This window comes from Halosubterraneus shenae, assembly GCF_050510935.1.
In the GTDB taxonomy this organism is placed as follows: domain Archaea; phylum Halobacteriota; class Halobacteria; order Halobacteriales; family Haloferacaceae; genus JBDGPU01.
The window spans coordinates 33,242-58,843 of record NZ_JBNLVO010000004.1 but is presented as its reverse complement, the minus strand read 5'-3'; the positions used below and the strand labels follow the sequence as shown (position 1 = coordinate 58,843).

Here is a 25,602-nt window from a genome sequence, read left to right as displayed (position 1 = left end):
GACCGCGTCCGCACGATACCGACCCGAAACCTGTATCGGAACGGTAGATAACAGGGACTATCCGCGCCAGGCGGGTAGAGCCGAAACGAGATGTCGTGGTACATTCTGCTGGTCGCGGGACTGTTCGAGATCGGCTGGGCAGTCGGCCTCGAATACTCCGACGGGCTCTCGAAGCCGTGGCCCGCGCTCGGCACCGTCGTCGCGCTCGTCATCAGCATGGTTCTGCTGGCGCAGGCCGTCAAGGACCTCCCGGTGGGCACGGCCTACGCGGTCTGGACGGGTATCGGGGCCGTCGGAACCGCGTCGCTGGGAATCGTCCTCTTCGACGAACCAGCGACGCTCTCCCGGGTGCTGTTCATCGGCGTGATCGTGGTCGGCATCGTCGGTCTGCACCTCTCGTCCGGTGGTCACTGACGTGCTTCGCTGACGAAAGCCGCGATGCTTCCCCGTGAATCCACGAGTACGCACGATCCGCGTACCCTCGGGAATTAGTCAGGGTCGAGATCGTCGTCCACGCCGTCGTACGGGTGTGACGGGGGTTCGGCTAACTGCTCGCGAAGGTCCCGGAGCCGAGCAACAACTGTCTGATACGCGTCCGTCTTCGTCGGGTCACCGACGTACTCCGCGTCGAGGACGGCCTTTTTCGCCGCGTAGCGGATGTACTCGCGAGCGGTCTCGTCGAGACCGTCGTAGCTGGCCAGCGTGTCGACGCGCTCCGGGAGGAACGGTTCCTCGACCGGTTTCACGATGTAGTCGTCGAACGGTAACTCGAGGACGTCGACGTCGGGTTGGACGGCCGACACCATCGCAACGGGTACGTCGTTCTCACGGCTTCGAAGCTCCTCGAGCACCTCGTCGCCGCTTATCGCCCCCATGCGCCGATCCAGGAGGACGACGTCGACCGTCTCGTCGACGGCCTCCAGCGCCTCGCTGCCGCTCGTCGCGGTGCGGACGTCGCGGGAGTCCTCCAGGAAGACCCGGTAGAGGTTGACGAGCCCTGGCTGGTCGTCGACGACGAGAACCCGGTCGCTGCCCGTGCCCGGCGAGCCCATGTCGGTGCCGACACGACCAGAAGGGAAAACGGTTGTCGCGGATCCCTGTTCTACGCGTTCTGGCGACCCAGATAGAGCCCGACCAGCGAGGCGACCGTCGCGAAGCCGGCCAGCACGAGAAACAGCGCCGGCTCGGTGAGGAACTGCAGGACGACGCCGGCGACGGTGCCGCCGAGCGCGCCGACGCCGAATACGCCGAGGTAGGTGTAGCCGTACGAGAGCCCGCGCGTGCCCGCCGGGGTGTACTCGGCGACCGTCGCCTGGTACATCGGCTGGACGATGAACAGCGAGATGCCCATCAGGACGCCGACGACGAGCAGCGGCCCGATGCCCAATGCGGCCGCCGGGAGGAACACTAAGGCGAGCACGACGAGCGAGCCGAAGCCGCCGGCGATGCCGTACTCGACCGGGAAGCGGTCGGTGAGCTTCCCGCCGGCGTACTGCCCGACGACGCCGATGAGGAGCAGGCCGGAGTAGAAGTAGTCGCTCGGGGCCAGCGTGTCACTCGACGCCGGGTCGATCCCGACGAGGTCGAGCACGGGCGCGGGCAGCAGCGCCGCGAGCGGGATCGGCTCGAAGCCCGGCAGCCGACCGAGGAGTTCGGGGAGGAACGTCAGGAAGCCGCGGTAGTAGAGCCCGGAACACATCACGACGAGGAAGACGAGGACGAAGCTCCCCGCGAACAGCTTCCGCGACTCGGCGAGGAACTCGTCGAGGGAGTCGACGCCGCTGTCGGCCTTGGAGTCGCCGCCGTCGCCGTCGCCCTCGCCCGCCTCGACTGCTGCCTCGGGGTCGAAGTTCGCCTGCGAGGCATACAGTGCCGCGGCGAGCGCGGGCACGGAGAGGATGCCGGCGACGGTCTGCCAGTCGAGCACGAGCAGCATCGTCGCCGTCAGCAGCGGCCCGAGGCCGATGCCGAGGTTGCCAGCGATGCCGTGGTACGCGAAGCCGGTGCCGCGCTCGGAGACGCCCTTCGAGATGAGCGAGAGCCCGGCGGGGTGATACACCGAGGCGGAGACGCCCCAGACGACCAGCGCCAGCGTGATGACGACGACGCTCGGCGCCAGCGACAGCAGGATGAACGAGGTGCCCATCCCGACGAGACAGGCCGTAATGAGCCGTCGGGAGCCGACGCGGTCGACGAGGACGCCGCCCGGGAGCGCACCCAGCCCGAACAGCCCGTAGCCGATGGTGACGACCACGCCCAGCGTCGCCGTCGTCACCTCGAAGGTCGCAATGCCGAGGTCGATAACGGAAAACTCCACCAGCCAGATCGCAACGAAGATCGGGACCGCGAGCTCGTACGTGTGGACCATCCCGTGGGCCAGCATGACGAGCGCCGTGATCGCCTTGTCGTTTCGATTCACTATCTGCGCGTGCGTGATGGGACGGTTTGAAAAATTCGATGTTGGCCGGGATTCCTCAGTCCGAGGGTCGGCGGCGACGGTGGCGACGGCGGCGAGGGTGTCGATGGCGGCAAGGGCGGCGACGGCGGCAAGGGCGGCGACGGCGGCGATGGCGGCGACGGTGGCGACGGCGGCAAGGGCGGCGACGGCGGCGATGGCGGCGACGGTGGCGACGGCGGCGACGGCAGTCGCAGGACCCACTTCGCTGCCCACGTGCGCCGCTGCCTGAAGCTTTACGTGGCGACGCGCAAAGGCGGAGACATGACGGACACGCTGTTCCTGACGAGCGACGAGGTGAGCGACCTCGCGGACCCCGCCGACTACGTCGAGGCCGTCCGCGAAGGCTACCGACAGGTCGGCGAGGGCGCGCCCGCTGAGCCGCGGACGAAGCTGACCAACGCCGACCCGCCGGGCATGCTGACCACCTACGCGGCCGTCCTGCCCGACACCGGCGCGATGGGCGGCTACATGTACTCGGCCGGCTTCGGCGCCGGCGACGCCTGGTTCATGACGCCGCTGTTCGACGCCGAGAGCGGCGAGCCGCTCGCGCTGCTGGACGGCGCGTCGATGAACCCCTTTAAAACCGGCGCGGCCGGCGCCGTCGGCGTCGACGCCCTCGCCCGCGAGGACGCGACCGAGATCGCCGTCATCGGGTCCGGCGCCCAGGCCCGCGGCCAGCTCCGCGCGACGGCGACGGTGCGGGACTTCGAGATCGGGCGTGTCTTCTCGCCGACCGAATCCAGCCGCGAGGAATTCGCCGAGGAGCTGACCGCGGACCTCGGGTTCCCGGTCGAAGCCGTCGATTCCAGCGCCGCCGCCCTCGCGGACGCCGACGTGGTGATCACGGCGACGAACGCGAGCGACCCGGTCATCGACGACGCCGATCTGGAACCCGGAACCCACGTCACGGCGATGGGGCAGTACTCGAAGGGGAAAAACGAGATCCCGCCGGAGACCGTCGCCCGCGCCACGTACGTCCTCGACCTGCGGGAGCGCGCGACGCAGGACGCCGGGGCGTTCCTCGCGGCGCTGGAGGCGGGGCTCGTCGACGAGGACGACGTCGACGCCGAACTGGGCGAGGTCGTCGCCGGCGAGGCCCCGGGGCGCAGCAGCGACGAGGAGATCACCGTCTTCGACTCCGGCGGGACGGGCATCGAGACGACCGCGGCCGCCTACATGCTCTACGAGCGCGCTCGCGACGCCGACCGCGGGCAGACGATCTCGTTCGCACCCGCGAGCGAGGCGCTGACCGGTCGCTGAAGGGGCCGGATTTAAAAAGAAGACCGCTAGTCCAGCCGATACCGGAGGATCGCCGCGATCCCGCCGAGGTTGTGGAGCTGCTCGCCGGGGGCGAACTCCGAGGAGAAGACGACGACGTCGCCGCCCTGCTGCTCGACGGACTCGATGACGTCGTTGACGTCGATGTCCCAGTCGCCCTCCTCCTGGCGCTCCTGCCGGAGCCGGTCGTCGACGACGAGGAGGGTCTCGACGGCGCCGAACTCGGCCGCCTCCGCGACGTCCTGGGGACCGTAGGTCGCCTTCGCGCCCTCGCCGATGTTCTGGGTGAGCTCGTCGATGAGCTCGGCCTCCCGGGAGATACGGGTTTCCTTCTGGACCTCGTCGACGGCGCCGCGCTTGAGCACCTCGTGGACGCCGCGGTCGCCCGCCGCGGAGGTGTCGACGACGCTGATCTTCTCGGCGACCGCGGGGTACTCGTCGTCGATGTAGTCGTGCGCGTCCTGCTTGGTGAAGCCCGGGCCCGCGAGGATGACGGCGTCGGGGTCCAGGTGCGCGAGGGCGCCGCCGAGCTCCTCGAACAGCTCCTCGCGGGGCCGCGCGTACTCGCCTTTCCCGGTCGGCGCGGTAAAGGAGGCGTACTCGTCCGTGCCGTACTGCTTGACCGTGTGGACGTACGCCTCGCCCTCCTCGACGGTCGCGATCGCGACGTCGGGGTTCTCGGCGGCCTCCGTCGCCTCCTCGATGCGGCTGAGCTGGTCCGGCTTGAACACCTTCTCGACGGTCAGCTCGTCGCGCTCCTCAACGTTGATGGTGTGGTGCTGCCCGAGCTGGTCCTCGCGGGTACACTGGGTGATGATCCCGCCGACGCGGAGCCGGTTGGCGAAGCGCGCGAACTCGACGTCCTGCACCTCCAGCGAGATGTGCATGTGCTCGCGCTCGCCGCCAGTGTCCCGCATCTGGTCGTCCGAGCGCTGGATCCGGCGAGTCGTGTCACCCTCGACGATGTCGCCGGGTTCTAAGACGTGCGAGAGGTGCCAGAGGTCGTCGACGTTCTCGGGGACGAGCGTGATCCGCTCGCGGCCCTCCTCCCCGCGACCTCGCTCTGCGATGCGCATACCCGTCGTAGGATCCGCGGTGTAACAACTCTTGGTTTCTCGCCCGCGGGACCGGCGCGTCCGCGTCAGCGATCGTCGGCCGTTTGCTGGTCGGGTCCGAGATCGTCGTCGCCGTCGTCGCCGTCGTCGCCGTCGTCGGCCGCTTCGCCCACCTCGTTGCCGTCGTCGCCGTCCTCCTCGCTCTCGTTCCTACCCTCCGTGCCGTCGCCGGACTCGGCGGCGCCCCACGCGAACCCGGTTTCGTCCGGCTCCTCGCGGCGCTGCGGTGACTCCGGCTCGCGGGGCTCGTCGACGAGTTCTCCGCTGTCGTCGACGCCCGCGGCCCGATCCGACGCGTCGCCCTGGGTCGCCTCGGCTGCCTCCGACTCGCCTCCCGAATCGCCCCGGCTTCGTACGCTCTTCGACAGGATATCCGTCGCCGTCAGCGGCACGCGACGCCCGGTCTGCACGGCCGGGTCCGGCTCGCTTGCGGCCAGGACCTCGTCGGTGCCCGGTGGGGAGTCCTGCGCGACGGTGGAGGAGGTCTCGGATTCCGGCGTCGGGTCGGATTCCGGCGCCGCCTCGGGCTCCGGCATCGGCTCGACCGTCGCGACACGTTCCGATTCGACTGCGGGCGCACTCGGCGTCGTTCCGCGCAAGGCGCCGGCCGCGCCGCGGCCGTATAGCGAGTTCGTCGCGACCGTCACGCCGAACAGGAGCGGGATGCCGACCAGGAGCGGCACGAACGGGAGCGCGACGAGGACGCCCGTTGCCAGCACCAGAGTCCCGAGGACCCAGCCCTTCAGGTAGTCGCCGTCGAGCGCGACGCGCAGCACGCGGCCGGGACGGAGGCCATCGCGGAGCCGCCCGTCGTCGGCGAAGCAGGCCAGCGCGGCCGGGCGCAGGTAGGCGTAGCAGGCCAGCCAGCCGACCGCGACGACGGCCGTGAAGCCCGCGACGACGGCGCTCAGTGCCGCCCCGACGCCGGCGGCGTCGACGCGGCCGAGCCGGAGGACGCCCGCGGCCCCGCCGCCGACGAGGAGGATGACCCACAGCGGGAGGAGGTACAGGAGGCTCAAAAGCGCTGATTTGACGCCGTCCCGCAGCAGGACGCCGGGGCGAGTGAATCCCGGCGCGGCGGGGTCACGCCGGAGCGCGGACGCGACGACGCGGACGCCGTACCCGCGAAGCAGCAGCGAGGGGACGAGCGCGAGCGGTACGAGGAAGGCCAGCCGCGGATCGACCGCCATCGCGCCGGCCCAGAGACCGACGGCGACGGGGCTGGCGACGAGCAGCGCGCTCCCGACGACGGCAGTCGCCGCGGCCGCGCCGCCCCTGACCGGAGTCGCCAGCGCCTCGCGGAGCATGTCCGTTGATGCGCGGGGGCATATATAAAAGGCAGTGGCGGCTCGGGGGCGGTCTCGACAGCTACAGGGGGTTGGACGCGAATCGGTCGGTATGCACGGCGACTCTCGTGATCCTGACCAGTCGAGGGCGATTCGTCGCTCGATCCCGACGACGGCGTCCCCCGAGTTGCGGGGAGGTGAGCGTCGCTAATGTCCGGGTCCGGCAAGATCTCGCGGTCGTTCTTCGAGGCCCACGTCGCACCGAACCTGGGCGCCGAGCGCGACGACGTGGCCCTCGGCCCGGCTCACGGCTGCGATTTCGGCGTGATTCGACCGGAGGGGTCGTCGCACGCGACGGTCCTCGCGACGGACCCGGTTTCGATCCTGCCGGCGCTCGGCTTCGACCGCGCGGCGCGGTTCGCGCTGCACATCGTTCTGTCCGACGTCGCCGTCTCCGGGATCGCCCCGTCGCACCTCTCGATCGCGTTCGCGCTGCCGCCGGAGATCGCCGATTCGGAGTTCGCGACCCTCTGGGGGGCGGTTCACGAGGAGTGCGCAGCCCTCGATATCGCCGTCACGACCGGCCATACGGCGCGGTATCCCGGCTGTTCGTTCCCCTGGGTCGGCGCGGCCACGGCGATCGGCGTGGGCGACCCTGCCCGGATCGTTCGGCCGGACGGCGCGCAGCCGGGCGACCGCCTCGTCGTCACGAAGGGCCCGGCCGTGGAGTCGACGGGCCTGTTCGCCTCGCTCTATCCGGATCAGCTGGACCTGCCGGCCGAGACGGTCGCGACCGCGCAGGAGCGACTCGACGACGTGCGCCTCGTGCGCGACGCCCTCACCGCCCGCGAGGCCGGCGAGGTCCACGCGATGCACGACGCGACCGAGGGCGGGCTGCTGGGCGCGTTCCACGAGATGGCTGCGGCGACCGCCCAGCGGCGATCGGCGACCGACGACGCCAGGTCAGCGGTTCAGTTCGCCGTCGAGAGCGACGCCGTGCCCCGGCAGCCGGGCGTGACCGACGTCTGTGCGGCGCTGGAGATGGACCCGTGGACTGCGACGACTGCGGGGACGCTGGTCGCGGCCGTCGACGCCGCCGACGCCGAGCCCGTCGTCGACGCGCTCCGGGAGCGGGGAACGCCGGCCGCCGTCGTCGGCGAGGTCCGTGCGGCTACCGCCGACGCCCCGGCCGTTGTGGTCGATGGCGAGGCAACGACGGCGCCGGAGGGCGACGCCTCGTGGCCCGTGTACGAGCGACTGTCGGGCGTCTCCAAGTAAGATGACGAAACCGCCGGCTCCCGAGTCGTGCGACGAAACCGCAGAATGGAGGACCGGTGGACGGCGCGTGCGACGCTACTCGACGACGACGGCGCCCTTCATGCCGGCCGTCTTGTGGGGGTTACAGAAGTACTTGTGAATCCCCGTCTCCTCGAACGTGTACTCGAAGGTGGCGCCCTGCGAGCTCTGGAGGGAGCTACTGAAGGCGTCGTCCTGTGCGACGACGTTGTGGTCGCCGCCCTTGCCGGTCCACTCCCAGACGACGGTGGTGCCGCTCGACACCTGCACGGCAGCCGGGCCGAAGGCGAAGCCGTCGCCGGCGCCAACTTTGACCGTGACCGTGTCCGAACCGGTCGCGTCGACCGTCCGGTCGTAGTTGTTGGCGTCCTCCATCCAGCCGCCGTAGTCGGGCTCCTCCTCGACGTAGTTAGCTGACTCCGTCGCGGTGGCCGTTTCCGTCGGCGTTTCGGTCTCGGTCGCCATCGCTTCCGTCTCCGTCTCCTCGCCGCCGCCATCGCCGCCACCGCCGCCGGAACAGCCCGCGAGCCCGACACCGACTGTTGCGGCGCCCGTCGCCTGGAGGAACTTTCGGCGGTTGAGTTGAGTCATACGGTGACATGTTCGGACTCGATGAATAAAAAGGCGGACCCGATTCCCCGGCTATGACAACCCGGCCGCCATTTAGTCGTGTTCGGGCCGAAGATGTTCGCTTCCCCCGCAACTGACCGCTTTCCGGTGCTTTTGCGCCGCCCGAAACAGCGGTCATTTATGAGGCCGTAGCGGATACGGCCGGTATGGAGCGGGATCCGTTGCAGCGGGACGACACGCCGGAGCCGAGCGAGGTGCTCGACGCCCTCAGCGACGACGCTGCGACGTCGATCATCGCCGCCCTGGACGAGCCGAAGACGGCGAGCCAGGTCTCCGAGGAGTGTGATATCCCGCTGTCGACGACGTACCGAAAGCTGGACACGTTAGCGGAGGTGGACCTCTTGGAGGAATCGACGGAGATCCGTCGTGACGGTCAACACACGACCCGCTACACGGTCGCGTTCGACGAGATTACCGTCAGCGTGACCGACGACAACGAACTGGTCGTCGAGATGTCCCGTCCGGAGCGACCCGCGGACGAGCGGTTGGCCGATCTGTGGTCCCGAGTTAGGGAGGAAACCTGAACATGTATCTGGATACACTCATCATCATCGCGCAAACGGTCGTCCTGATCCTCGGTGGAAGCATCACGTTCTACGCGACGAGGGCGTATCGGAACACCGGCGATCCCTCGTTGCGTGCGCTGGCGGTCGGCTTCGGGATCGTGACGCTCGGCACGCTCGTGGCCGGTATCATTCACCAGTTCCTCGGCTACGAGCTCTCCGTCGGCGTCGCGACCAGTAGCTGGCTGACGGCGGTCGGCTTCGGCGCGATCGTCTACTCGCTGTACGTCGAGTGACGCGACTCCCTTGCTGTACGTCGAGTGACGAGGCTCCGGCGTCCGGGCGGTCCCGCGGTTGCGGCGGCTGGGTGTCAGGCGTCAGGGCGACCGGCGTCGGTCGTCGTCTGTCCCGGTCGCATCGTTCCCGTTTCCTTCTTCACGCCGACGAGTAGCACGATACCGGCGAGCAGCGGCACCAGCGCGCTGGTCGCATAGACGACCTCGAATCCGAACTGTTCGACGAGCGGCAGCGAGATGAGCGGGCCGACGCCGCCTCCGACGTCACCGAAGACGTTGTTCGTCCCGGTCGCGCGGCCCATTCGCTCGTCCGGCGTCAGGTCGGCCAGGAGTGCCATCATCGGGCCGCTCGTCCCGCCCTGGCCGGCTCCGATGAACACGCAGGCGACGGCGAGAGAGAGGAGGGAGGTCGCCTGCGACAGCAGGAGGAATCCGGCGACGAACGTCCCGATGAAGACGACGAGGACGGGGAGTCGCGACTCGCGAGTGTCGGAGATCCGCCCCCCGACCAGCATGAAGACCGACGCGGACAGCACCGTCCCGGCCATGAACACGCCCGATGCGGCCTGCGGCTTCATGCCGCCGATCGCGACGTCCGTTGCCCCGAGGAATAAAACGAGCGTCGCGAACAGGGTGCCGAAGAAGGCGAACAGCAACCCGAAGTTCACGAAGCCGACCGTCAGCGCCGGCAACGACGTGTCGATGTCCCACGGTTTCACCGACTCCTTCTCGCCGGCCTCGACGTGAGTCTCCGGCACGTACCGGTAGGCGACGACGCTCGCGAACAACGCAAAGGCGGCCGCCACGGAGAACGCGACGGCGTTCGAGTACTGGGCGCTGATGACGCCGCCGAGGACCAGACCGGCGGGGAAGCCCATCGTGATCCCGCCGCGGACGACGCCCATGTTGGTGCCGCGGTCGCCGCTGTCGGAGAGGTCGGCGGCGATGGTCGTCGCCGTCGCGAAGACGGCCGCGGAGCCGAGCCCCCAGAGGACTCGGGCGAGCAGGAACCACGCTTCCGGCGGGGGAACGAACAGCGCGACGACGTAGCCGAGCGTCGCGACGCCCTCGATGAACAGCCCGTAGACGAACGGCCGTCGAACGCCGACCCGGTCGATGAGCGCGCCGGCCGGGGCGTTCGCCACCAGCCGGACGAAGCGGTTGGCGGAGAGGATGAGACCGACCATGAACGCGGAAAAGCCCATGACCTTTCCGAGGTTCGGCAGGATCGGGAAGACGACGCCGCCGCCGAAGCCGACGAAGAAGGTGCTGGCGATCACGGCGAGCAGTACGACCGGCGGGCGTTCGATCTCGAAGAGGGAGCGTATCGCGGCCATAGTTAATCATCCGCCGGTTTGGCGGTCGGGAGGTCGTCCTCGACGACGTTGTTCGTCCACTCGCCGCGCCGGAACCACCAGATCGTCGTGAGGGCGGACCCGACGTAGGAGACGATGTACGCGTACCAGACGCCGGTGATACCCATGCCGAGGACGGCGAGCAGCACGAAGGCGACGGGGATCCGGAACAGCCAGAGCTCCTGGATGGAGAAGATCATCGCGGTTCGGGTCGAGCCCGCGCCGCGGAACGTCCCGAGCAAGACCTGGAACACGCCAAGGAAGACGTAGGAGGGCCCCGCGATGGTGATGAAGCCCGCGCTCATCAGGATGACCTCGGTCGCGTTCGGCGACCCCGAGTCGATGAAGAAGCCGGCGATGCCCTCGGCGAAGGGGTACGCCAGCGCGATCACCGCGACGAACACGACGGCGATCATTCCGCTGCTGAGATAGGCGGTACGGGTCGCCCGGTCGGGCTGGTTCGCACCGAGGTTCTGGCCGACGACCGTCTCCGTTCCCCGGGCGAGCCCGAGCGCCGGCAGGAACAGCAGCGACGAGAGGCGGCTCGCGATCCCGTAGGCCGCGACGGCGTTCGCGCCGGCGAGCGCGACGACCGCGGTCAGCACGGTGATACCGAACGCGCGCGACCCCTGCTCGGCCGCCGTCGGTGCGCCGATGTCGAGGATCCGCCGGACCGTCTCCCGCTCGAGCACGAGGTCGCCCAGCGAGGGCTTGAGCCCCACCCGGCCGGTGAACAGCATGAAGAGGCCGATCCCGGCGGCGACGCCCCGGGAGAAGACGGTGGCGTAGGCGGCGCCGGCGACGCCGAACCCGTCGAAGCCGGTCCGGGCGTACAGCGTCGCCTGGAGCGCCTCGTAGCCGACCCAGCCGAAGATCGGGTTGCCCTCGAACCCGAGGATGAGGAACGGGTCGAGAACGACGTTGATCGCCACCGAGATCGCCATCAGGTAGAGGGGCGTCTTCGTGTCGCCCCACCCACGGGAGAGGGCGTCGTAGATGAAGAACCAGAACATGAACGCGACGCCGACGAAGATCACCCTGGTGTAGTCGACGGCGTACGCGTAGGCCGCGCCGCCGGGGTCGGCGCCGATGGTGCGCATCATCCACGGCGTCAGGAGGTAGCCGATCGCCCCGAAGGTGATCGCGACGATCGTGACGAACGAGAGCGTCTGGCCGGCGACGTGGTGCGTCTTCGCCAGCTCGTCGGCGCCTTTGTGCTGGGCGATCAGGACGGTCCCGGCCGTGGTGAGGCCGCCGCCGATGGAGACCATCAGAAAGACGACCGCCCAGGAGTACGACAGCGCGGCGACGGCGTCGCTGCCGAGCCGCCCCACCCAGTAGGTGTCGGCGATGTTGTACGCGACCTGGAGCACCATCGAGCCGACGATCGGCATCGCCAGCAGGAGCAGCGGCTTGAACAGCTTCCCGGAGGTCACGTCGACCGCGCGGTCCGTGCTGGCTCGTCCACTCATTCCGCTTCCGTCTCGGTCCGTGCGCTTCGTCCGTCCTCCCCGTTCTCCCCCGAAGTTCCGTCGTCGTCAGTCCCGTGCTCGTCCGAGAGCGATTCCAGCACGGTCGCCAGCTCCGGCAGCGTCGCTTCCGGCGTCAGGATCGGCTCGATCACGCGTTCGATCGCCGCGTGCGCGACGGTGTGCGTGTACGCATCGCCGTCAAGCACGTCTCGCCCCAGCGTGATCTGTCGGGTCCGGGCGCCGTCCAGCATCGCGACCAGCAGTGCCGCGGTTTCGTCGACGTCGATCGGCTCGAAGTGGCCGGAGTCGATGCCGTCGCGGATGATGTCGGCGGCGGTCCCGCGCAGGTGCTCGTCGCTCCGCTCGAGCTGCTCGCGAATGCGGTCGTTGAACGGCCCCTGCGAGCGGAGCTCGAGCAGCGCGATGTGGAACGACTCGCGCTCGACCTCGTCCGGCTCGAAGACGAACCAGGCGGCGAACTCGACGACGCGTTCGGTCGCCGGTTTGTCCGCGCTCTCCTCGACTTTGGTCTCGAAATCGGAGATGATGTGGTCCAGAAAGGCGACCAGGAGATCCTCCTTCGTGTCGTAGTGGTAGTGGAGAAGCGACTTGCTCTTCGAGCACTCGTCCGCGATGTCCTGCATCGTCAGCCCGGCGTAGCCATGTTCACAGAGCGCCTGGTAGACGCCCTCCATGATCTCGTCGGCTGCACTCGGCTCGTCGTCACCCATTGACTGACCAGTCAGTCAGCCAGCCCTTTATCCGTATCGGAACGCGGAGCCGCCTGCCGCTACTGTCGGCGGAATTATTTATAAAAGACAGGGGCCTGCGGGGGTTCTCGACGTCTCGTACCCGAACGTCGACGGCGTGGCGAGCGCGTGCCGCTCCTCTGTCGCACGAGGAGCCCGGACCGAACGAAACTCTCGAAAAAGCCAACGACTCGAGCAGCGATCACTCGGTCGCGATTCGCCAGGTCGTCGCGCCCGTGTAGGACCACTTCTCGATGGAGAGGTCCGACAGCGACTCCTGGAGCTGTGTCATGCGGGCGCCGATCTCCTTCGGGGAGAGGTCGACGTCGTCGGCGATGAACTTCGCTTTCACGTAGATCTCGCCGTCCGCGGCCTCCCGACGGAGGTACTCGGCGAGGCGGCGGGCTTTCGGCGAGCCGTACGTCGCGTCAGCGGGGGATGTGTCGGTGCTCATGGATTGGGTCCGTATGGCGTCAGTGTTCGTCGTCGCGACCGGGCTCGTGTTCGTGACCGACGACCGCGCAGGCGACGTTGGTCACCAGGAGGGCCAGGAACAGCCCGGGGCTCGATTCGACCAGGCCCACGTGCAGCGCCGGGAGGTAGGCCAGCGGGAGCAGCACGGCGGTCCAGAAGGCCACCGCGCGGACACCGCCGGCCGTCAGGCGGCGCACCTGCCGTGGGGCCTGCCGTCCGGAGGGGAGCGAGGAGTTTGACATTGGGCACCTGCCTCGACTGGTCCATGGGGCGACGGGAGTATATAAGGGGGAGAGCGTTACGATGGATTCGACTGGGTTAACGCGTTTCAGCGTGGTTTCACCATCTTTTAGGACTCTGCCCGACGTTTTATCGCGCGCTCAGAAATCGCTAAAACCTTTATCGAGCGTTCTGATTGCTTAACCCGAGATGTCCAGTTCACGCGCAGCGAAGCCGAACCGATCGGAGCAGACCACGGCTCGGCGGGGGTCGTGCAGGGCCGCGTCGTGCGCGACAACTCGATAGAGTAGTGAAGTCGATTGAGTAGTGAAGTCGATTGAGTAGCGAAGTGTGCGAACAGCCTGGAACCCAGCCTGCAGCAAAGTGCCGATCGGGTCCCGGACCGTGGCGTCACCGCTCGTCGGTCGGGTCGCGAACCTCGTAGCGGACGCCCTCCTCGCGCAGCCGGTTCGTGTGTCGCGAGAGCGTGTCAGTGACGGCGAACAGGCAGACGTCGAGCCCCCGGATCGCCGCCTGCGCGACGGCCTCGGCGGTCCCGAAGCGGATATCCGGGTCGAGATCGGCGCGCATCGCGGCGGCGTACGCCTCCGTGCCGGCGGCGGCGAGCAGGTCGTAGTCGGCCGCGAACGACCGGAGCGTCTCGGCGTCCGGTGGTTCGCCTTCCGTCACCTTCGGGATCGAGACCGCGGTGACCGTCCCGGGGTCGTAGTCGACGACGCCCTCGAAGTCCGTTACGCCGATCGCGTCGCCCTCGTCGCCGCCCGTCACGGCGACGGCGGTCGCCGCGCCGGTGTCCGGCGTTGCGTGGAGCAGGCCGTCGCGCATCACGAGCCCGACCTCCTGGCCCTCGTCGATGCGGCCGGTGGCGACGGCGGCGTCGACTTCGACGCTCCCGAGGACGTCCGAGGAGACGCGGTCGATGTACGTCTCCAGCGTATCCGTCTTCGAAATGAGCCAGTCGACGCCCTCCTTCGTCACCTCGTACCGGCCGCGCCCGTGCTTCTCGACGTAGCCGGCCTGCACGAGGTCGCGCACGTAGTCGCTGACGGCCTGGGAGGTGACGCCGATCGCCTCGGCGATCTCGCCCTGGCTCACCGCCGGCTGGCGCGCCGCGATCTCGACGAGCACCCGATAGCGCGTCGCGTCGCGCTTGCTGTCGAGCAGCTCGGGGACCGACGCGTCGTCGGAGTCCGACATTATCGGACCCTCCGGACGGCCGGGATAAAGTCCCTTTGCATTTTTACGCCTCTCGTTGGACTCAACGGCCCGATAGCCGGCTTCTCGAAAACCGCACTTGTGCTAAAACAAGCACAATTGTTTTACGTCCTACGGTGGTTGTGTTCAACGATGCAGGTGACACGACTACCGAACGACGCGAAGGCCGGCCCGACGAAGCCGGAGGTTCGTGCCGTCCTCCAGCGGAAGCTGGCGCTCGGCCCGGGCGACCACTTCGTCGAAGTCGGGTCCTGCACGGGCGCGGTGACGATCGAGGCCGCCCGCCGTGCGGGCCGAGTCACGGCGCTGGAGCGCAAGCCCGAGCGCCTCGAAACGACCCGCGAGAACCTCGCGGCCAACGGCATCGGCGTCGGCGGTGCCGATGCCGACGCCGAAGCCGTCGCCGACGGCGGCACCAGTGCTGCTGTCGCCGGCGAGACCGACGGCGTCGCCGACGTCGCCCTCGTGAACGCCGAGGCGCCGGCGGGGATCCCGGCCGACGGCGACGTGCTGTTCCTCGGCGGGTCACGCAACTACGAGGCGAACCTCGACGCCGCGCTCGACGCCGACTACGACCGGGTCGTGATGAACGTTTCCCGGCTCGAAGTCGCCGGCGAGGCCGCCCGCGCGTTCCGCGACCGGGACGTGCTCGACGAGGTGCTCAGCCTCCAGGTGAACACCGGCTACGACCTTGCGGGCGCGACGAGTTTCAACGCGAACAACCCGGTGTACATGCTCGTCGCCGAGCCTGGCGCCACGGAGGAGGCCGCATGACCCTCTACGGCATCGGGCTCGGGCCGGGCGAGGCCGACCTCCTGACGGTCCGGGGGAAGCGCCTCCTCGAATCCGTCGACGTGGTCTACTCTCCCGGCCGGCTCTCGCGAGCCGTCGCGACGGAGTACGTCGACGAGTCCAAGATCGGCGACCTCGACTTCCCGATGACGCGTGACGAGGAGAAGCTCCGCGCGGCCTGGAAGGAGGCCGCCGCGGCGATCGCGCCGAAGGCTAGCGAGGGGGACGCCGCGTTCGTCACGCTCGGCGACCCCAACGTCTACTCGACGTTCGGTCACCTGCGCCGGACGCTCGACGCGTTCCACCCGGACGTCGACGTCGAGATCGTCCCGGGCGTCAGCGCGATGACCGCCTTCGCGACGGCGCTCGACGTCGAGGTCGAGGCCGGCGCGGGGCTCGCGCTCCGCGAGGCCGACGGCGGCGCCGCGCCGACAGGCCCGGATCGCATGATCCTTTTTAAGGTGACCGACGCGCCCGAGACCGGCCGGAAGCTCCGCGAGGCGGGCTACGACGTCCGCTTCGGGCGACGGCTGTTCATGGAGGCCGGCGAGACGCTCGTCACCGACGACCCGGAGACGATCGCCGAGCGCGACTACTACACCCTCGCGTACGCGGAACACGAGGATCTCGACACCACGAGCGCGACGGACCAGTTCGAGGTCGACCCGGAGAGCAGCGCGGACGAGGAAGCGAGCCGGAACGACGACGAGACCGCGATCGCGGACGGCGGCAAGCACCAGGCTGAACGTGCCGAGGCCGTCGAACACGGGGACCACCCCGGTGACAGCACATGACCGACGACGAAACTGAAGCGACGAACGAGGAGACCGACCCGCAGGCCGCCATCGACGCCGAGGGCGTCGACAAGGCCGGCGGGATGGACCCGCGCGTGCACGAGTACACCGCCGGCGACGACGAGGAGGGGATCCCCTTCATCGGCGCTGGCCCGGGCGACCCGGGGCTGCTAACGGTGAAGGGCAAGGAGATGGTCGAGGCGGCCGACCTCGTCGTCCACGCCGGCTCGCTGGTCTCCAGCGAACTGCTCGAGGAGTACTGTGAGGACGCCGAGTTAGTCAACTCCATCGGGAAGGACCTCGAGGAGCTGGTTCCCCTGATGCGCGAGGCCTACGAGGACGGCCGGAACGTCGTCCGGCTCCACAGCGGCGACCCGGCTATCTACGGCGCTGCCCTGGAGCAGATCGACGCGCTCGAGCAGGCCGGCGTCCCGGCGTACATCGTCCCGGGCGTCACCTCGGCGTTCGCGTCGGCGGCGACGCTCCGGACGCAACTCACGCTCAACGGCGTCGCCAATCACGTCGCGTTCACGCGCCCGCAGGGGAAGACGCTCGACCCCGAGGAGGACCACATCGCCGACTTCGTCGGCATGGGCGACGTGACGACCTGCATCTACCTCGGGACCCACGCCATCCCGGAGACGATGGACCGGTTGCTGGACGAGGAGGACGTCGACCCCGACACCCCCGTCGCGGTCGTCTACCACGCCTCCTGGCCGGACGAGGACGTGATGACCGGCACCGTCGCCGACATCGGCGACACGGTCGAGGAGGCGGGCTACCGCGCCTCCGCAATGGTGCTCATCGGCGAGGCGGCCACCGGCGCGGGCTACGAGCGCTCGTACCTCTACGACGGCTGGGCGAACCGCGGACCGGACGGCGACGACGCGGCGGACGACGCCGCGGAAGCGACACCGGAGGCTGACGACTAATGAGCACGGACAACGACACCAGCGACGCGAGTGGCACAGACGCGGGCAGCAGCGACACCGGCGGCGACTCGGGCGGTTCCGGGGCGCACTGTTCGACCCCGGACTCCGACGGCGAGGTCGCCGAGAACATCGCCATCATCAGCTTCGAGCGCAAGCTCGACACCGCCGAGGAGATCGTCGACGGCATCGGCGACCGCTACGACTCCATCGACGTCATCGAGTACCATGGCGACGTCTTCGAAGAGTACTGGGGCGAGTACGACTGCTTCGTCGGGCTAATGGCCTCGGGCATCGCCATGCGGAAGACCGCCCCCCTCCTGGACGACAAGTGGGACGACCCCGCCATCGTCGTCGTCGACGAGGAGCTGACGTGGGCCATCCCGATCACGGGCGGCCACCACGGCGCGAACCAGGTCGCGGACGACCTCGCGAGCCTCGGCGCGGTGCCCGCGATGACGACCGCCTCCGAGGCGGCCGACAAGCAGGGCGTCGAGAAACAGGCGAAGGCGCTCTCCTCGCACGTCGTCAACGGCGACTCGACGGTCGCCACGAACCTCGCCGTCCTCGACGACGAGCTCGGCCCCATCGAGCGCCTCGACGGGCCAAAAGCGGTCCTCGTCGACGACGACGTCACCGTCCTCAAGCGCAACCTCGACGACGGCGTCGTGCTCGGGACCGGCTCCGTCTCCGGCGCCGACAAGGAGCGGTTCCTCGAGGCCTGGGAGACGGCCCTGGAGGAGGCCGACCGCGACTGGGACGACGTCGAGTTCGTCGCCACCGCGACCCGGAAGGAGGAGGAGCCCGGGCTGCTCGAGGCCGCTGCGGAGCGCGACCTCGGCGTGGTCGCCTTCGAGAAGGACACGCTCCTCGAGCACGAGGGGCCGACGCCCTCGAAGTCGAAGGAGCTCATCGGCTGGCCCGGCGTCGCGGAGGCGAGCGCCATCGCGGGCGGCGCCGAGCACGAGCTCGCCCTCGAGAAGATCAGCCACGAGCAGGAAGTGACCGTGGCGGTAGGGCGATGACCGGGAAGACCGGCGTCCCCGGCGACGCGACCGACGCCGCCGACGGGATGGGGACGCTGTACGTCGTCGGCATCGGCCCGGGGCTCCCGCACGCGATGACCCAGCGCGCACGCGACGTGATCCGGTACGCCGACTGCGTCATCGCCTCGAACCTCTACCAGGAGTTCCTCCGCCAGGACGGGACGCTGCCGCCGGAGAGCAAGACGGAGTCGATCGAGGAGGAGGCCGCCTCCGACGGCGGCGTCGCCGCGGCGGCCGCAGCCGACGACCTCGAGGACTGGGAGCCCGGCAAGCTGGGGACCCACCCGGACGGCGACCAGGTCGAGATCGTCCGGTCCTCGATGGGCCAGCAGGTCGAGCTCGCCCGCGAGGCGTTCGCCCGCGTGCGCGCCGGCCAGGACGTCGTTCACGTCTCCGGCGGCGACGCGAACGTCTACGGCAAGTCCGACCTCGTCTACCTGATGGCCGAGGAGGAGGAGGCATACGACATTCCCATCGAGATCGTCCCCGGCGTGACGGCCGCCCTCGGCGGCGCGGCGATGGTCGGCGCGCCGCTCTCGAACGACTTCTGCACGATCTCGCTGTCGGACAAGTGGCGCGGCTGGGAGGAGATCGAGGAGAAGCTCCAGGCCGCCGCCATCTCCGGGTTCGTCGTCGTCCTCTACAACTGCTGGCGTGACTACGAGCGTGCCATCGAGGTGCTGCGCGAGCACCGGACCGACGACGCGCCCGTCGCCATCGTCAACGACGCCGGCCGCGGCGAGGCCGGGCGCAACCTCGAGGACGAGACGTACACGCTGACGACGCTCGGAGAGGCGACCGAACACGACGACAAGGTCGGCGGGATGGGCACCTCCCTCATCGTCGGCAACCACGAGACGGAGACCTGGGAGAACGACCACGGAGAGTTCCTCGTCACCCCGCGTGGCGGGCGAGACGTCGACGACTTCTGACACCATGAGCGACAACACCTGCGGATCGACTGACGAATCGGCTTCCAAGTGCGGCGGCAGCGACTCGGGAACGGCTGCTGACGGCGGAACGGCGACGGACGGCGGGACGAAAGCGGAGACGTCCACCAGTAGCTCCTCGAGCTCGAAATGCGGCGCCTCCGCGTCCACCGACACTTCGGCGAGCACGTCGAGCGACTCCTCGAGCTCGAAGTGCGGCGCGAGTTCGTCGGACTCGTCGAGCTCCTCGAGCTCCAAATGCGGCGCCTCGAAGAAATCCAAGACCGAGGAGAAGGTCGCCTCGACGGTCGACGACTTCGAGGGTGAACCGGGGCGGCTCATCGCCGTTGGCCTCGGCCCCGGCCAGCCGGAGGGGATGACCCAGCGCGCCCAGGCGGCGCTGCTCGAGGCCGAACACATCGTCGGGTACACGACGTACATCGACCTCATCCCTGACGACATCACCGCGGAGGCCGACGAGCTGTACGACACGCCGATGTGCGGCGAGGTCTCGCGCACGGAGGAGGCCATCGACCGCGCGCTCGCCGGCAACGACGTCGCCATCGTCGGCTCCGGCGACCCGAACGTCTACGCGCTCGGCGGGCTCGCGCTCGAGATCCTCGAGTCCAAGGGCGCGACGGCGTCGATGGTCGACTTCGAGGTCGTCCCCGGCGTCCCAGCAGCCCAGTCCTGTGCGGCCCGCGTCGGCGCGCCGCTGGTCAACGACTCCGTCTCCATCTCGCTGTCCGACCACCTCACGCCGATGGAGGACATCAAGTCCCGACTGGAGGCCGTTGCTGCCGAAGGGTTCACGATCGCTATTTATAACCCCTGGAGCCGCAAGCGCCGCGAGAACTTCCAGACGGCCTGCGAGATCCTGCTGGAGCACCGCCCCGAGGACACCGCGGTCGGCGTCGTCCACGGCGCGGGCCGCGACGACGAGGAGGTCGAGATCGTCGAGCTCGGCGAGCTGCCGGAGCTGGGCGAGACCGACCTCGTCGACATGACGACGACGATCCTCGTCGGCAACGAGGAGACGTACGTCTGGGACGATCGCATGGTCACGCCGCGTGGCTACGAGAGCAAGTACGACTACTGATGAGCGCCGACACCGCCGACGGCGACGGGGAGGCTGCTGAGGACGGGGAAGCGGTCGCCGCCGACGAGACCGCAGCCGACGACGCGGCCGCCAACACCTACACCGTCACCGTCGACCGCGACGCCTGCGAAGGCGTCTTCGCCTGCCTGGTCCGGGACGACCGGTTCCGCGAGGACGACGACGGCCTCGCGGAGTTCGACCCCGAAACGGCCGACGCGCTGGACCGCAGCGAGGCCAGCGTGCAGGCGACGTTCACTGACGACCGACTCGAGGACGCGCGGGCCGCGGCCGCGGCCTGCCCGTTCGACGCTATCACCGTGGAAACCCAATGAGCACGGACGAACCTGACGCGAACGACACGGAAACGACTGACACGCAGACGGAACCGACCGCCACGGCGCCGGACAACATGCTGGAGCGACACCCGGAGACTGCCTACTTCTGGGGCCGCGTCGCCGGCGACGGGCGAATCACCGAGGAGGGGAGCATCGAGCTCTCGACGAGCGACGAAGACGCCGCGCGCCGGCTGGCCGCCATCGCCGGCGACGCGCAGGTCGACCACCGCATCGCCGAGCGCGACTTCGCCCACGACACGGCGGTGACGCGCGCGGAGGACGAGTATTCCGTCCAGGTCATCGACCCGTCGCTCGCGGCCAACGCGGGCGCGGCGCTCGGGCTGCCCGTCGGCGACGACCCCGGCGGCTACCGCTTCGACACGTTCAGCGACTACCGCCGGGAGCTGCTCCGCGGCCTGCTGGAGGCCTGCGGCGTCGTCTGCTTCCGCGAGTCAGCCAACGCCGTCGGCATCTCGTTCGTCCACGACGACGAGCGCCTGCTCGCCCGGATCCGGAGCCTCCTCGAGCAGGAGGGCTTCGGCTCCGACGAGCCCCAGGCGTCCTCCTCGGGCGGCTACTGGTTCGGCGTCGCCGACGAGGACACCGCTGCGTTCGGCGAGTGGGTCTACGAGGGCGCGACGGAGACCGGCCTCTTCGCCACTAGCCGGCGACAGAAGACGCTCCGCTCGGTCGAGCGCGCGGCCGGCCTCGAGGTCGGTACGCTCGTCGATAGCGACGACGAGGAATCCTCGGCGTCCGACGACGGAGGGAACTGATGAGCCGCACCGCCAACGCGACCGCGATCGGGAGCGACGAGGCGGTGATCCTGGTCGGGCACGGCTCGCGCCGCGAGAAGTCGAACGAGCAGGTCCGGGAGCTCGCCGCCGACCTCGAGGAGCGGATCGGCGTGCCGACCGACGCCGCGTTCCTCGAGCTCGCGGAACCGGCCATCCCGGACGCGGTCGACGCGCTCGCCCACAGCGTCTCGCGGCTCTCGATGGTGCCGCTCTCGCTGTTCGCCGCCAGCCACGTGAAAAACGACATGCCGCTGGCCGTCGAGAAGGCGCGGAGCGAGCACCCCGGCGTCCAGTTCCACGCGGGCGCCCACCTCGGGATCCACCCGGCGATCCTCGACCTGCTCGACGACCGCGCGGCGGCCGTCGAGGACGAACTCGGCGTCGACCGCGAGGCGGACGACGTCGCCGTCGTCGTCTGCGCCCGCGGCTCGTCCGACCCGGACTCGAACGCGGACGTGCACAAGCTCGCGCGGCTGCTCTACGAGGGTCGCGAGTTCTCCCGCGTGGAGGCGTCGTTCATCGGCGTGACCGAACCGCTGCTCGAGGACACGCTCCACGACGTCTCGAAGACGCGCCCCGACGCCGTCGTCGTCCTCCCGTACATGCTCGGGGACGGCGTCCTCACGGGGCGCATCCGCGAGGGCGCCGCGGAGTTCGACGAGGAGTACCCCTACGTCGACGCCGGGGCAGGCGACCCGCTCGGCAGCGACTCGCGCCTGCTCGACGTGCTGTCGGACCGCTGGCAGGAGGCCCGGACCGACTCCGTCGACATGTCCTGTGACACCTGCAAGTACAAGGTCGAACTGGACGGCTACGAGGAGGACACCGGTGGCGCCCGCGCGATGTTGCGCGCGCTGACCAACCAGGAGGCGCACGCCGACCGCGACGACGTCGCCGACGAGCCGCACGCGCACGACGCGCCGTCGAAGCATATCGCGGTCTGCACGAACCAGACCTGCGCGGCCGACGGCTCCGCGGCGGTCCTGGAGTCACTCCGGCAGGCCGCGCGCGACGCCGACGCCGACGTACACGTGACGCGCTCGTCGTGTTTCGACCAGTGCGGCGACGGCCCCATCGTCGCGCAGTACCCGGACGGCGTCTGGTACGGCGCCTGCGACGAGGAAGACGCGGACCGCATCGTGTCGTCCATCGAGGCGGACAGCATCGTCAGCGACCTGGTCCACCAGACCTTATGACCACCATCACCACTTTCCACTCATGAGCTGTGACGAGATCGAAGCCCTGCGACTCGGCCTGATGAACGTGCTCGGTACCGAAGACGAGAGCGTGCGCCAGCACGCCGAACAGGAACTCGGCGACGCCCTCGAGGGGAACGGCCCCGTCGCGGCGCTCGCGCACGCCGAATCGTTCGCGGAACTCCAGCGCCACCTCGACGCCGCGCTGGTCGACCTTGAGGAGGAGGTCGCCGCGGCCGACCCGGACAGCCCCGAATACGACTACACGCGCGGCCGCCTCGTGGCCGTGCGCGACGCCGAGCGCTCGCTCGCGCGCCTCGTCGACTCCGGCGAGTCGTTCCTGGGCCACCTCGGCGACGCGCACCACACGCTACACGAGGCGTTCCCGGTCGATGAGTGACACCGCGCGGAACGACCCCGCGGCCGTCGGAGACCGCGACGTTGCCGACGATGAGATAACGGTCGAGTTACCCGACCTGAACCCGCGCGGCACCCGACAGCAGTGGACGCGCTCCGCGCTCGCGAGCGTCGACTATAACGGGAGCGACCCGGGCAGCGACACCCAGGTTCCGGCCGTCGTCTGCGGCACCGGCCACGGCGTCGTCCGCGCGTTCGACGAGGACGGCACCGAGCTGTGGCACGTCGACCTCGGCGGGATGGTCGTGCAGTTCGAGGCCGCCGTCGTCGACGACGAGCCCGTCGTGCTCGTCGGTACCCGCGGCGAGACGGCGATGCTCGCGCTGCTCGACGCCATCGAGGGGGCCCAGCGCTGGTCACGCGACCTCGAGGCGGACCTCGGGAGCGCCACGAAGGAGACGCTGTTCTACTACCCGATGACCGTCGACCTCGCGAGCGACGGATGTTTAAAAGGAGACGGCCGGTTCTACGCCGCGGCCCGCCGCTACGAGCGGCAGGACGGCGATCGGCTCTTCGAGAGCCGGATCTACGCGTTCGATCCGGACGGCGAGGTCGTCTGGACGTACGACGCCGACGGTTCACCCATCTCGATCGACCGCCGGGACGACCGGCTCGCCGTCGCGTACAACCGGTGTCACGGCGACCACCAGTGCGGCCTCGTGGTCCTCGACCCCGACACGGGGGAGACGACGCTCACCTGGGACCCGGGCACCGAGGGCGGTCGCCGCGTCGGTGACGTCGCGCTCGACGACGACGGCGTCGTCGTCGCGAGCCACGGCGACTACCGCGGCTACGCGCTCGACCGACGCGGCCGCGAGCGCTGGCGCGTCGACCTCGGGACGCCCGTCGACCGCGGGGAGGACACGGTTTACACGTACCCGAACCGCGTCGAGGTCGTCGACGGCCAGCCGCTGTTCGTCACCGGGAACACGTTCCCCGAGGGGGACAGCCGGGATACTGACGCGCGCCACCCGCGGGAGCACACGCTCGTCGCCGTCGAGGGCGACGAGGACGCCGGGACGGCCAGCGTCGACTGGACGACGACGGTGGACGGCTGGCTCGGCGGCGTCGACGTCGCCGATGACGCCTCGGCCCTGCTGCTCGCGGTGGGGCAGCACTTCCGCGACCGCGACCCGGCCAGTCACGGCCTGCTGACCGTCGACGCCGGCGCCGGCACGGCAACGAAAGCGACAGTCGCGGGCGTTGCGACCGCCGTCGCGGATGCAGGCGACCGGATCGCGATCCTTGAGGAACCGATCGCGTACCACACCGAGGACGAGTCACGCGGCGCGCATCGGCTCCACTTCGCCGACGAGTGAATCTGTCGTTGACGAGTGAGTCCTCGCCGACGAGTGAGTCGGGGCAGCGTACCGGAGGGGTTTTACGTGGATAGCGGCTTTTCGTTAGTAGACGGCACGGTTGGCCAGTTCCTTTCAGCTCGCGTGGTTTCCACGAGGGCCTTCACTGACTGACCTACACCGTCGTTCTACAACACTGAGCAGCAGCTATCCTGACGCCGACTACTCTATTTAAATAGCGCCAGCGCCGCCGACGAGGACGGCGTTGCTGTCGGGAGCGGAGCGAGGTTTAAAAGAAGCCCCGGAGTCAGTCCGCAGCCGCGGCCACGTCAGTCTCGGGCAGATGTTCGCCCTCTTCGCCGATCGTCTCGGCGAGCACTGCGGGGACGTCGGCGGGCCCCAGTTCGGCGTACCAGTCGTTAGCGGGCTGGACGACGATCGCGGCGCCCTCGTCGCTACACATGCCGAGACAGCCCGTTTCGCTGACGGCGACGCGCGACCAGAAGAGGTCGCGGTCGCGGAGCCACTGCTTGGCCGCGTCGGCGACCGCCTCGCCGTCGACGTCGCTACAGCAGGCGTGTTCCTCGCGGTCGTTCGTGCAGACGAGCACGAGGGCGTCGAGCCCGCGCTCGCGCATTGTCTCGGTGCGGTCCTCCATCAGTCAGCCGGGTACGCCGTCGTCGAGCTCGTCGTGATCGTCGCGTCCGGGCCGCCCTCGAGGCGGGCGAACGTCGTCGCGATCAGTGCCCAGAGACCCGCCTGACCGAAGACGACGGTCCAGCGGTAGGCGACCGCCAGCTCGGCGCCGACCTCACCGCCGCCGACGAACGACGGCGCGAGGACGGCGACCGCGGCGAGGGCGGCCAGCGGCACCGCGGCGGCAACGAGGCCCGCCGGGCGGCCGCGCCGGGACGAGACGCGGCCGTACGCGAGCACGCTCGCGACCGCGACGACTGCGCCGACCGCCATCATGGCTCCGTAGATGGCGATCCGGAGTTCAGTTGCCAGCAGCGCTTCGGCACCGGGGACCGCGGGCGGGAGCACGGTCCAGGGCCCGACGGAGACGGTGAGGAAGCCGGCGCCTGCGAGGACGTAGCCCTTCAGGTCCTCGCCCGGAAGCGCCGGCTCGAAGAGGAAGTACGCGACGCCGAAGCCGGCGCCGAGCAGGATCCCCCAGAGCACGCCGCCGCCGGCGCTCACGACCGCCGTCGTCAGCTCGGAAACGACGGGCTCGGCGCCGCCGTGGTCGTGCGCGTGGCCGTGCCCGGCGTGTTCGAGCGCGGCCGTGAAGGGGTTCAGGACGAGCCAGACGAACAGTCCGTACACCCCGCCGGCGACCGCGCCGGCGACGGTCCCGCGCTTGAGGGTCTGCAACATCAGTGGCAGGTGATGCCGGCGCCGTGCCGGAAGTTATGCATCGCGTCGTGAGCGAGCGGCTCCTGCATGAACGCGAGCGTGAAGCCGAGGGCAGCAACCAGTGCGAGCGCCAGCAGCATCGCCGTCGGCGAGAGCTGTGATCGAGCGAACGCGAACCGATCCGCGACTGTATCGACTGTCATTGCAATCTAATTTGTCTAAACAACAAGTGAGATTGTAAAACTTC

Annotated in this window: 30 protein-coding genes; 16 read left to right on the top strand and 14 right to left on the bottom strand. The window is 69.4% G+C overall.

The window, feature by feature from the left end; translation table 11 throughout:
• Nucleotides 1-90 precede the first annotated feature (90 nt).
• The gene (gene sugE / locus ACQE3M_RS09355) at nt 91-414 is read left to right on the top strand and encodes a quaternary ammonium compound efflux SMR transporter SugE (protein ID WP_430505335.1); all 324 of its coding nucleotides are present in this window, start codon (nt 91-93) and stop codon (nt 412-414) included.
• Nucleotides 415-488: 74 nt separating this feature from the next.
• On the opposite strand, the gene ACQE3M_RS09350 is transcribed toward sugE, so the two are convergent.
• Nucleotides 489-1,052, bottom strand: coding sequence for a response regulator (locus tag ACQE3M_RS09350; RefSeq protein WP_430505334.1), 564 nt, complete (start codon nt 1,050-1,052; stop codon nt 489-491).
• A gap of 50 nt (nt 1,053-1,102) precedes the next feature.
• Nucleotides 1,103-2,383 carry an MFS transporter gene (locus ACQE3M_RS09345; protein ID WP_430505761.1) on the bottom strand — a complete coding sequence of 427 codons (1,281 nt, stop codon included), beginning with the start codon at nt 2,381-2,383 and terminating at the stop codon, nt 1,103-1,105.
• 336 nt (nt 2,384-2,719) lie between these two features.
• Here ACQE3M_RS09345 and ACQE3M_RS09340 point away from each other — a divergent pair, with 336 nt between their 5' ends.
• Nucleotides 2,720-3,718, top strand: coding sequence for an ornithine cyclodeaminase family protein (locus tag ACQE3M_RS09340; RefSeq protein WP_430505333.1), 999 nt, complete (start codon nt 2,720-2,722; stop codon nt 3,716-3,718).
• Between the two features lie 26 nt (nt 3,719-3,744).
• On the opposite strand, the gene ACQE3M_RS09335 is transcribed toward ACQE3M_RS09340, so the two are convergent.
• Nucleotides 3,745-4,812 (bottom strand): mRNA surveillance protein pelota, encoded by a 1,068-nt coding sequence (locus ACQE3M_RS09335; protein WP_430505332.1) that lies wholly within the window; start codon nt 4,810-4,812, stop codon nt 3,745-3,747.
• A gap of 65 nt (nt 4,813-4,877) precedes the next feature.
• Nucleotides 4,878-6,158 (bottom strand): DUF4013 domain-containing protein, encoded by a 1,281-nt coding sequence (locus ACQE3M_RS09330; protein ID WP_430505331.1) that lies wholly within the window; start codon nt 6,156-6,158, stop codon nt 4,878-4,880.
• Nucleotides 6,159-6,347: 189 nt separating this feature from the next.
• Here ACQE3M_RS09330 and ACQE3M_RS09325 point away from each other — a divergent pair, with 189 nt between their 5' ends.
• Nucleotides 6,348-7,415 (top strand): AIR synthase-related protein, encoded by a 1,068-nt coding sequence (locus tag ACQE3M_RS09325; RefSeq protein ID WP_430505330.1) that lies wholly within the window; start codon nt 6,348-6,350, stop codon nt 7,413-7,415.
• 75 nt (nt 7,416-7,490) lie between these two features.
• Here the strand turns inward: ACQE3M_RS09325 and ACQE3M_RS09320 are convergent, their stop codons facing one another.
• Nucleotides 7,491-8,024, bottom strand: a complete 534-nt coding sequence (locus ACQE3M_RS09320) for a halocyanin domain-containing protein (protein ID WP_430505329.1) — start codon at nt 8,022-8,024, stop codon at nt 7,491-7,493.
• 185 nt (nt 8,025-8,209) lie between these two features.
• Here ACQE3M_RS09320 and ACQE3M_RS09315 point away from each other — a divergent pair, with 185 nt between their 5' ends.
• Nucleotides 8,210-8,587: a helix-turn-helix domain-containing protein gene (locus tag ACQE3M_RS09315; protein ID WP_430505328.1), complete on the top strand. Its 378-nt coding sequence runs from the start codon at nt 8,210-8,212 to the stop codon at nt 8,585-8,587.
• Between the two features lie 2 nt (nt 8,588-8,589).
• Entirely contained in the window at nt 8,590-8,862 is a 273-nt protein-coding gene (locus ACQE3M_RS09310; protein ID WP_430505327.1) for a DUF7521 family protein, read from the top strand.
• Between the two features lie 74 nt (nt 8,863-8,936).
• Here ACQE3M_RS09310 and ACQE3M_RS09305 read toward each other — a convergent pair whose 3' ends face one another.
• From ACQE3M_RS09305 to ACQE3M_RS09280, 6 genes are all read right to left on the bottom strand, one after another.
• Complete coding sequence (locus ACQE3M_RS09305; protein ID WP_430505326.1) at nt 8,937-10,199, bottom strand: MFS transporter; 1,263 nt, start codon at nt 10,197-10,199, stop codon at nt 8,937-8,939.
• A 2-nt stretch (nt 10,200-10,201) separates the two neighbouring features.
• Nucleotides 10,202-11,689 carry an MATE family efflux transporter gene (locus ACQE3M_RS09300; protein ID WP_430505325.1) on the bottom strand — a complete coding sequence of 496 codons (1,488 nt, stop codon included), beginning with the start codon at nt 11,687-11,689 and terminating at the stop codon, nt 10,202-10,204.
• A complete protein-coding gene (locus tag ACQE3M_RS09295) occupies nt 11,686-12,420 on the bottom strand; it encodes a TetR/AcrR family transcriptional regulator (RefSeq protein WP_430505324.1) in 735 nt (244 codons plus the stop codon). Before ACQE3M_RS09295 ends, ACQE3M_RS09300 begins: the two co-directional genes overlap by 4 nt.
• A 220-nt stretch (nt 12,421-12,640) precedes the next feature.
• Nucleotides 12,641-12,892 (bottom strand): DUF7123 family protein, encoded by a 252-nt coding sequence (locus ACQE3M_RS09290; RefSeq protein ID WP_430505323.1) that lies wholly within the window; start codon nt 12,890-12,892, stop codon nt 12,641-12,643.
• A 19-nt stretch (nt 12,893-12,911) separates the two neighbouring features.
• Entirely contained in the window at nt 12,912-13,154 is a 243-nt protein-coding gene (locus ACQE3M_RS09285; protein WP_430505322.1) for a DUF8028 family protein, read from the bottom strand.
• Nucleotides 13,155-13,542: 388 nt separating this feature from the next.
• Nucleotides 13,543-14,349 carry a DUF7839 domain-containing protein gene (locus ACQE3M_RS09280; protein WP_430505321.1) on the bottom strand — a complete coding sequence of 269 codons (807 nt, stop codon included), beginning with the start codon at nt 14,347-14,349 and terminating at the stop codon, nt 13,543-13,545.
• A 150-nt stretch (nt 14,350-14,499) separates the two neighbouring features.
• On the opposite strand from ACQE3M_RS09280, the gene ACQE3M_RS09275 reads away from it, so the two are divergent.
• The 11 genes from ACQE3M_RS09275 to ACQE3M_RS09225 all read left to right on the top strand — a co-directional run bounded on the left by ACQE3M_RS09275 (nt 14,500) and on the right by ACQE3M_RS09225 (nt 24,020).
• Nucleotides 14,500-15,141 carry an ATP-binding protein gene (locus tag ACQE3M_RS09275; RefSeq protein WP_430505320.1) on the top strand — a complete coding sequence of 214 codons (642 nt, stop codon included), beginning with the start codon at nt 14,500-14,502 and terminating at the stop codon, nt 15,139-15,141.
• Nucleotides 15,138-15,953, top strand: coding sequence for a cobalt-factor II C(20)-methyltransferase (locus tag ACQE3M_RS09270; protein ID WP_430505319.1), 816 nt, complete (start codon nt 15,138-15,140; stop codon nt 15,951-15,953). Before ACQE3M_RS09275 ends, ACQE3M_RS09270 begins: the two co-directional genes overlap by 4 nt.
• Entirely contained in the window at nt 15,950-16,885 is a 936-nt protein-coding gene (locus ACQE3M_RS09265) for a cobalt-precorrin-4/precorrin-4 C(11)-methyltransferase (RefSeq protein WP_430505318.1), read from the top strand. Before ACQE3M_RS09270 ends, ACQE3M_RS09265 begins: the two co-directional genes overlap by 4 nt.
• Nucleotides 16,885-17,907, top strand: a complete 1,023-nt coding sequence (gene cbiG, locus ACQE3M_RS09260) for a cobalt-precorrin 5A hydrolase (protein WP_430505317.1) — start codon at nt 16,885-16,887, stop codon at nt 17,905-17,907. The genes ACQE3M_RS09265 and cbiG overlap by 1 nt, the downstream gene beginning before the upstream one ends.
• Nucleotides 17,904-18,860: a precorrin-3B C(17)-methyltransferase gene (locus tag ACQE3M_RS09255; RefSeq protein ID WP_430505316.1), complete on the top strand. Its 957-nt coding sequence runs from the start codon at nt 17,904-17,906 to the stop codon at nt 18,858-18,860. Before cbiG ends, ACQE3M_RS09255 begins: the two co-directional genes overlap by 4 nt.
• A gap of 4 nt (nt 18,861-18,864) precedes the next feature.
• Nucleotides 18,865-19,956 (top strand): precorrin-3B C(17)-methyltransferase, encoded by a 1,092-nt coding sequence (gene cobJ / locus ACQE3M_RS09250; RefSeq protein WP_430505315.1) that lies wholly within the window; start codon nt 18,865-18,867, stop codon nt 19,954-19,956.
• On the top strand, nt 19,956-20,288 hold the full coding sequence (locus tag ACQE3M_RS09245; RefSeq protein ID WP_430505314.1) for a ferredoxin: 333 nt from the start codon (nt 19,956-19,958) through the stop codon (nt 20,286-20,288). The genes cobJ and ACQE3M_RS09245 overlap by 1 nt, the downstream gene beginning before the upstream one ends.
• Before the next feature lie 77 nt (nt 20,289-20,365).
• Nucleotides 20,366-21,067, top strand: a complete 702-nt coding sequence (locus tag ACQE3M_RS09240; RefSeq protein ID WP_430505760.1) for a cobalamin biosynthesis protein — start codon at nt 20,366-20,368, stop codon at nt 21,065-21,067.
• Nucleotides 21,067-22,284 (top strand): CbiX/SirB N-terminal domain-containing protein, encoded by a 1,218-nt coding sequence (locus tag ACQE3M_RS09235; protein WP_430505313.1) that lies wholly within the window; start codon nt 21,067-21,069, stop codon nt 22,282-22,284. The genes ACQE3M_RS09240 and ACQE3M_RS09235 overlap by 1 nt, the downstream gene beginning before the upstream one ends.
• A gap of 22 nt (nt 22,285-22,306) precedes the next feature.
• Nucleotides 22,307-22,684 carry a DUF3209 family protein gene (locus ACQE3M_RS09230; RefSeq protein WP_430505312.1) on the top strand — a complete coding sequence of 126 codons (378 nt, stop codon included), beginning with the start codon at nt 22,307-22,309 and terminating at the stop codon, nt 22,682-22,684.
• Nucleotides 22,677-24,020 (top strand): outer membrane protein assembly factor BamB family protein, encoded by a 1,344-nt coding sequence (locus ACQE3M_RS09225; RefSeq protein WP_430505311.1) that lies wholly within the window; start codon nt 22,677-22,679, stop codon nt 24,018-24,020. The genes ACQE3M_RS09230 and ACQE3M_RS09225 overlap by 8 nt, the downstream gene beginning before the upstream one ends.
• A 286-nt stretch (nt 24,021-24,306) precedes the next feature.
• Here the strand turns inward: ACQE3M_RS09225 and ACQE3M_RS09220 are convergent, their stop codons facing one another.
• From ACQE3M_RS09220 to ACQE3M_RS09210, 3 genes are read right to left on the bottom strand one after another with little or no spacing between them, the layout of a single operon-like run.
• Nucleotides 24,307-24,657, bottom strand: a complete 351-nt coding sequence (locus tag ACQE3M_RS09220) for a (2Fe-2S) ferredoxin domain-containing protein (protein WP_430505310.1) — start codon at nt 24,655-24,657, stop codon at nt 24,307-24,309.
• Nucleotides 24,657-25,376: a CbtA family protein gene (locus ACQE3M_RS09215; RefSeq protein ID WP_430505309.1), complete on the bottom strand. Its 720-nt coding sequence runs from the start codon at nt 25,374-25,376 to the stop codon at nt 24,657-24,659. Before ACQE3M_RS09215 ends, ACQE3M_RS09220 begins: the two co-directional genes overlap by 1 nt.
• Nucleotides 25,376-25,558: a CbtB domain-containing protein gene (locus ACQE3M_RS09210; RefSeq protein ID WP_430505308.1), complete on the bottom strand. Its 183-nt coding sequence runs from the start codon at nt 25,556-25,558 to the stop codon at nt 25,376-25,378. Before ACQE3M_RS09210 ends, ACQE3M_RS09215 begins: the two co-directional genes overlap by 1 nt.
• Nucleotides 25,559-25,602: the final 44 nt, after the last annotated feature.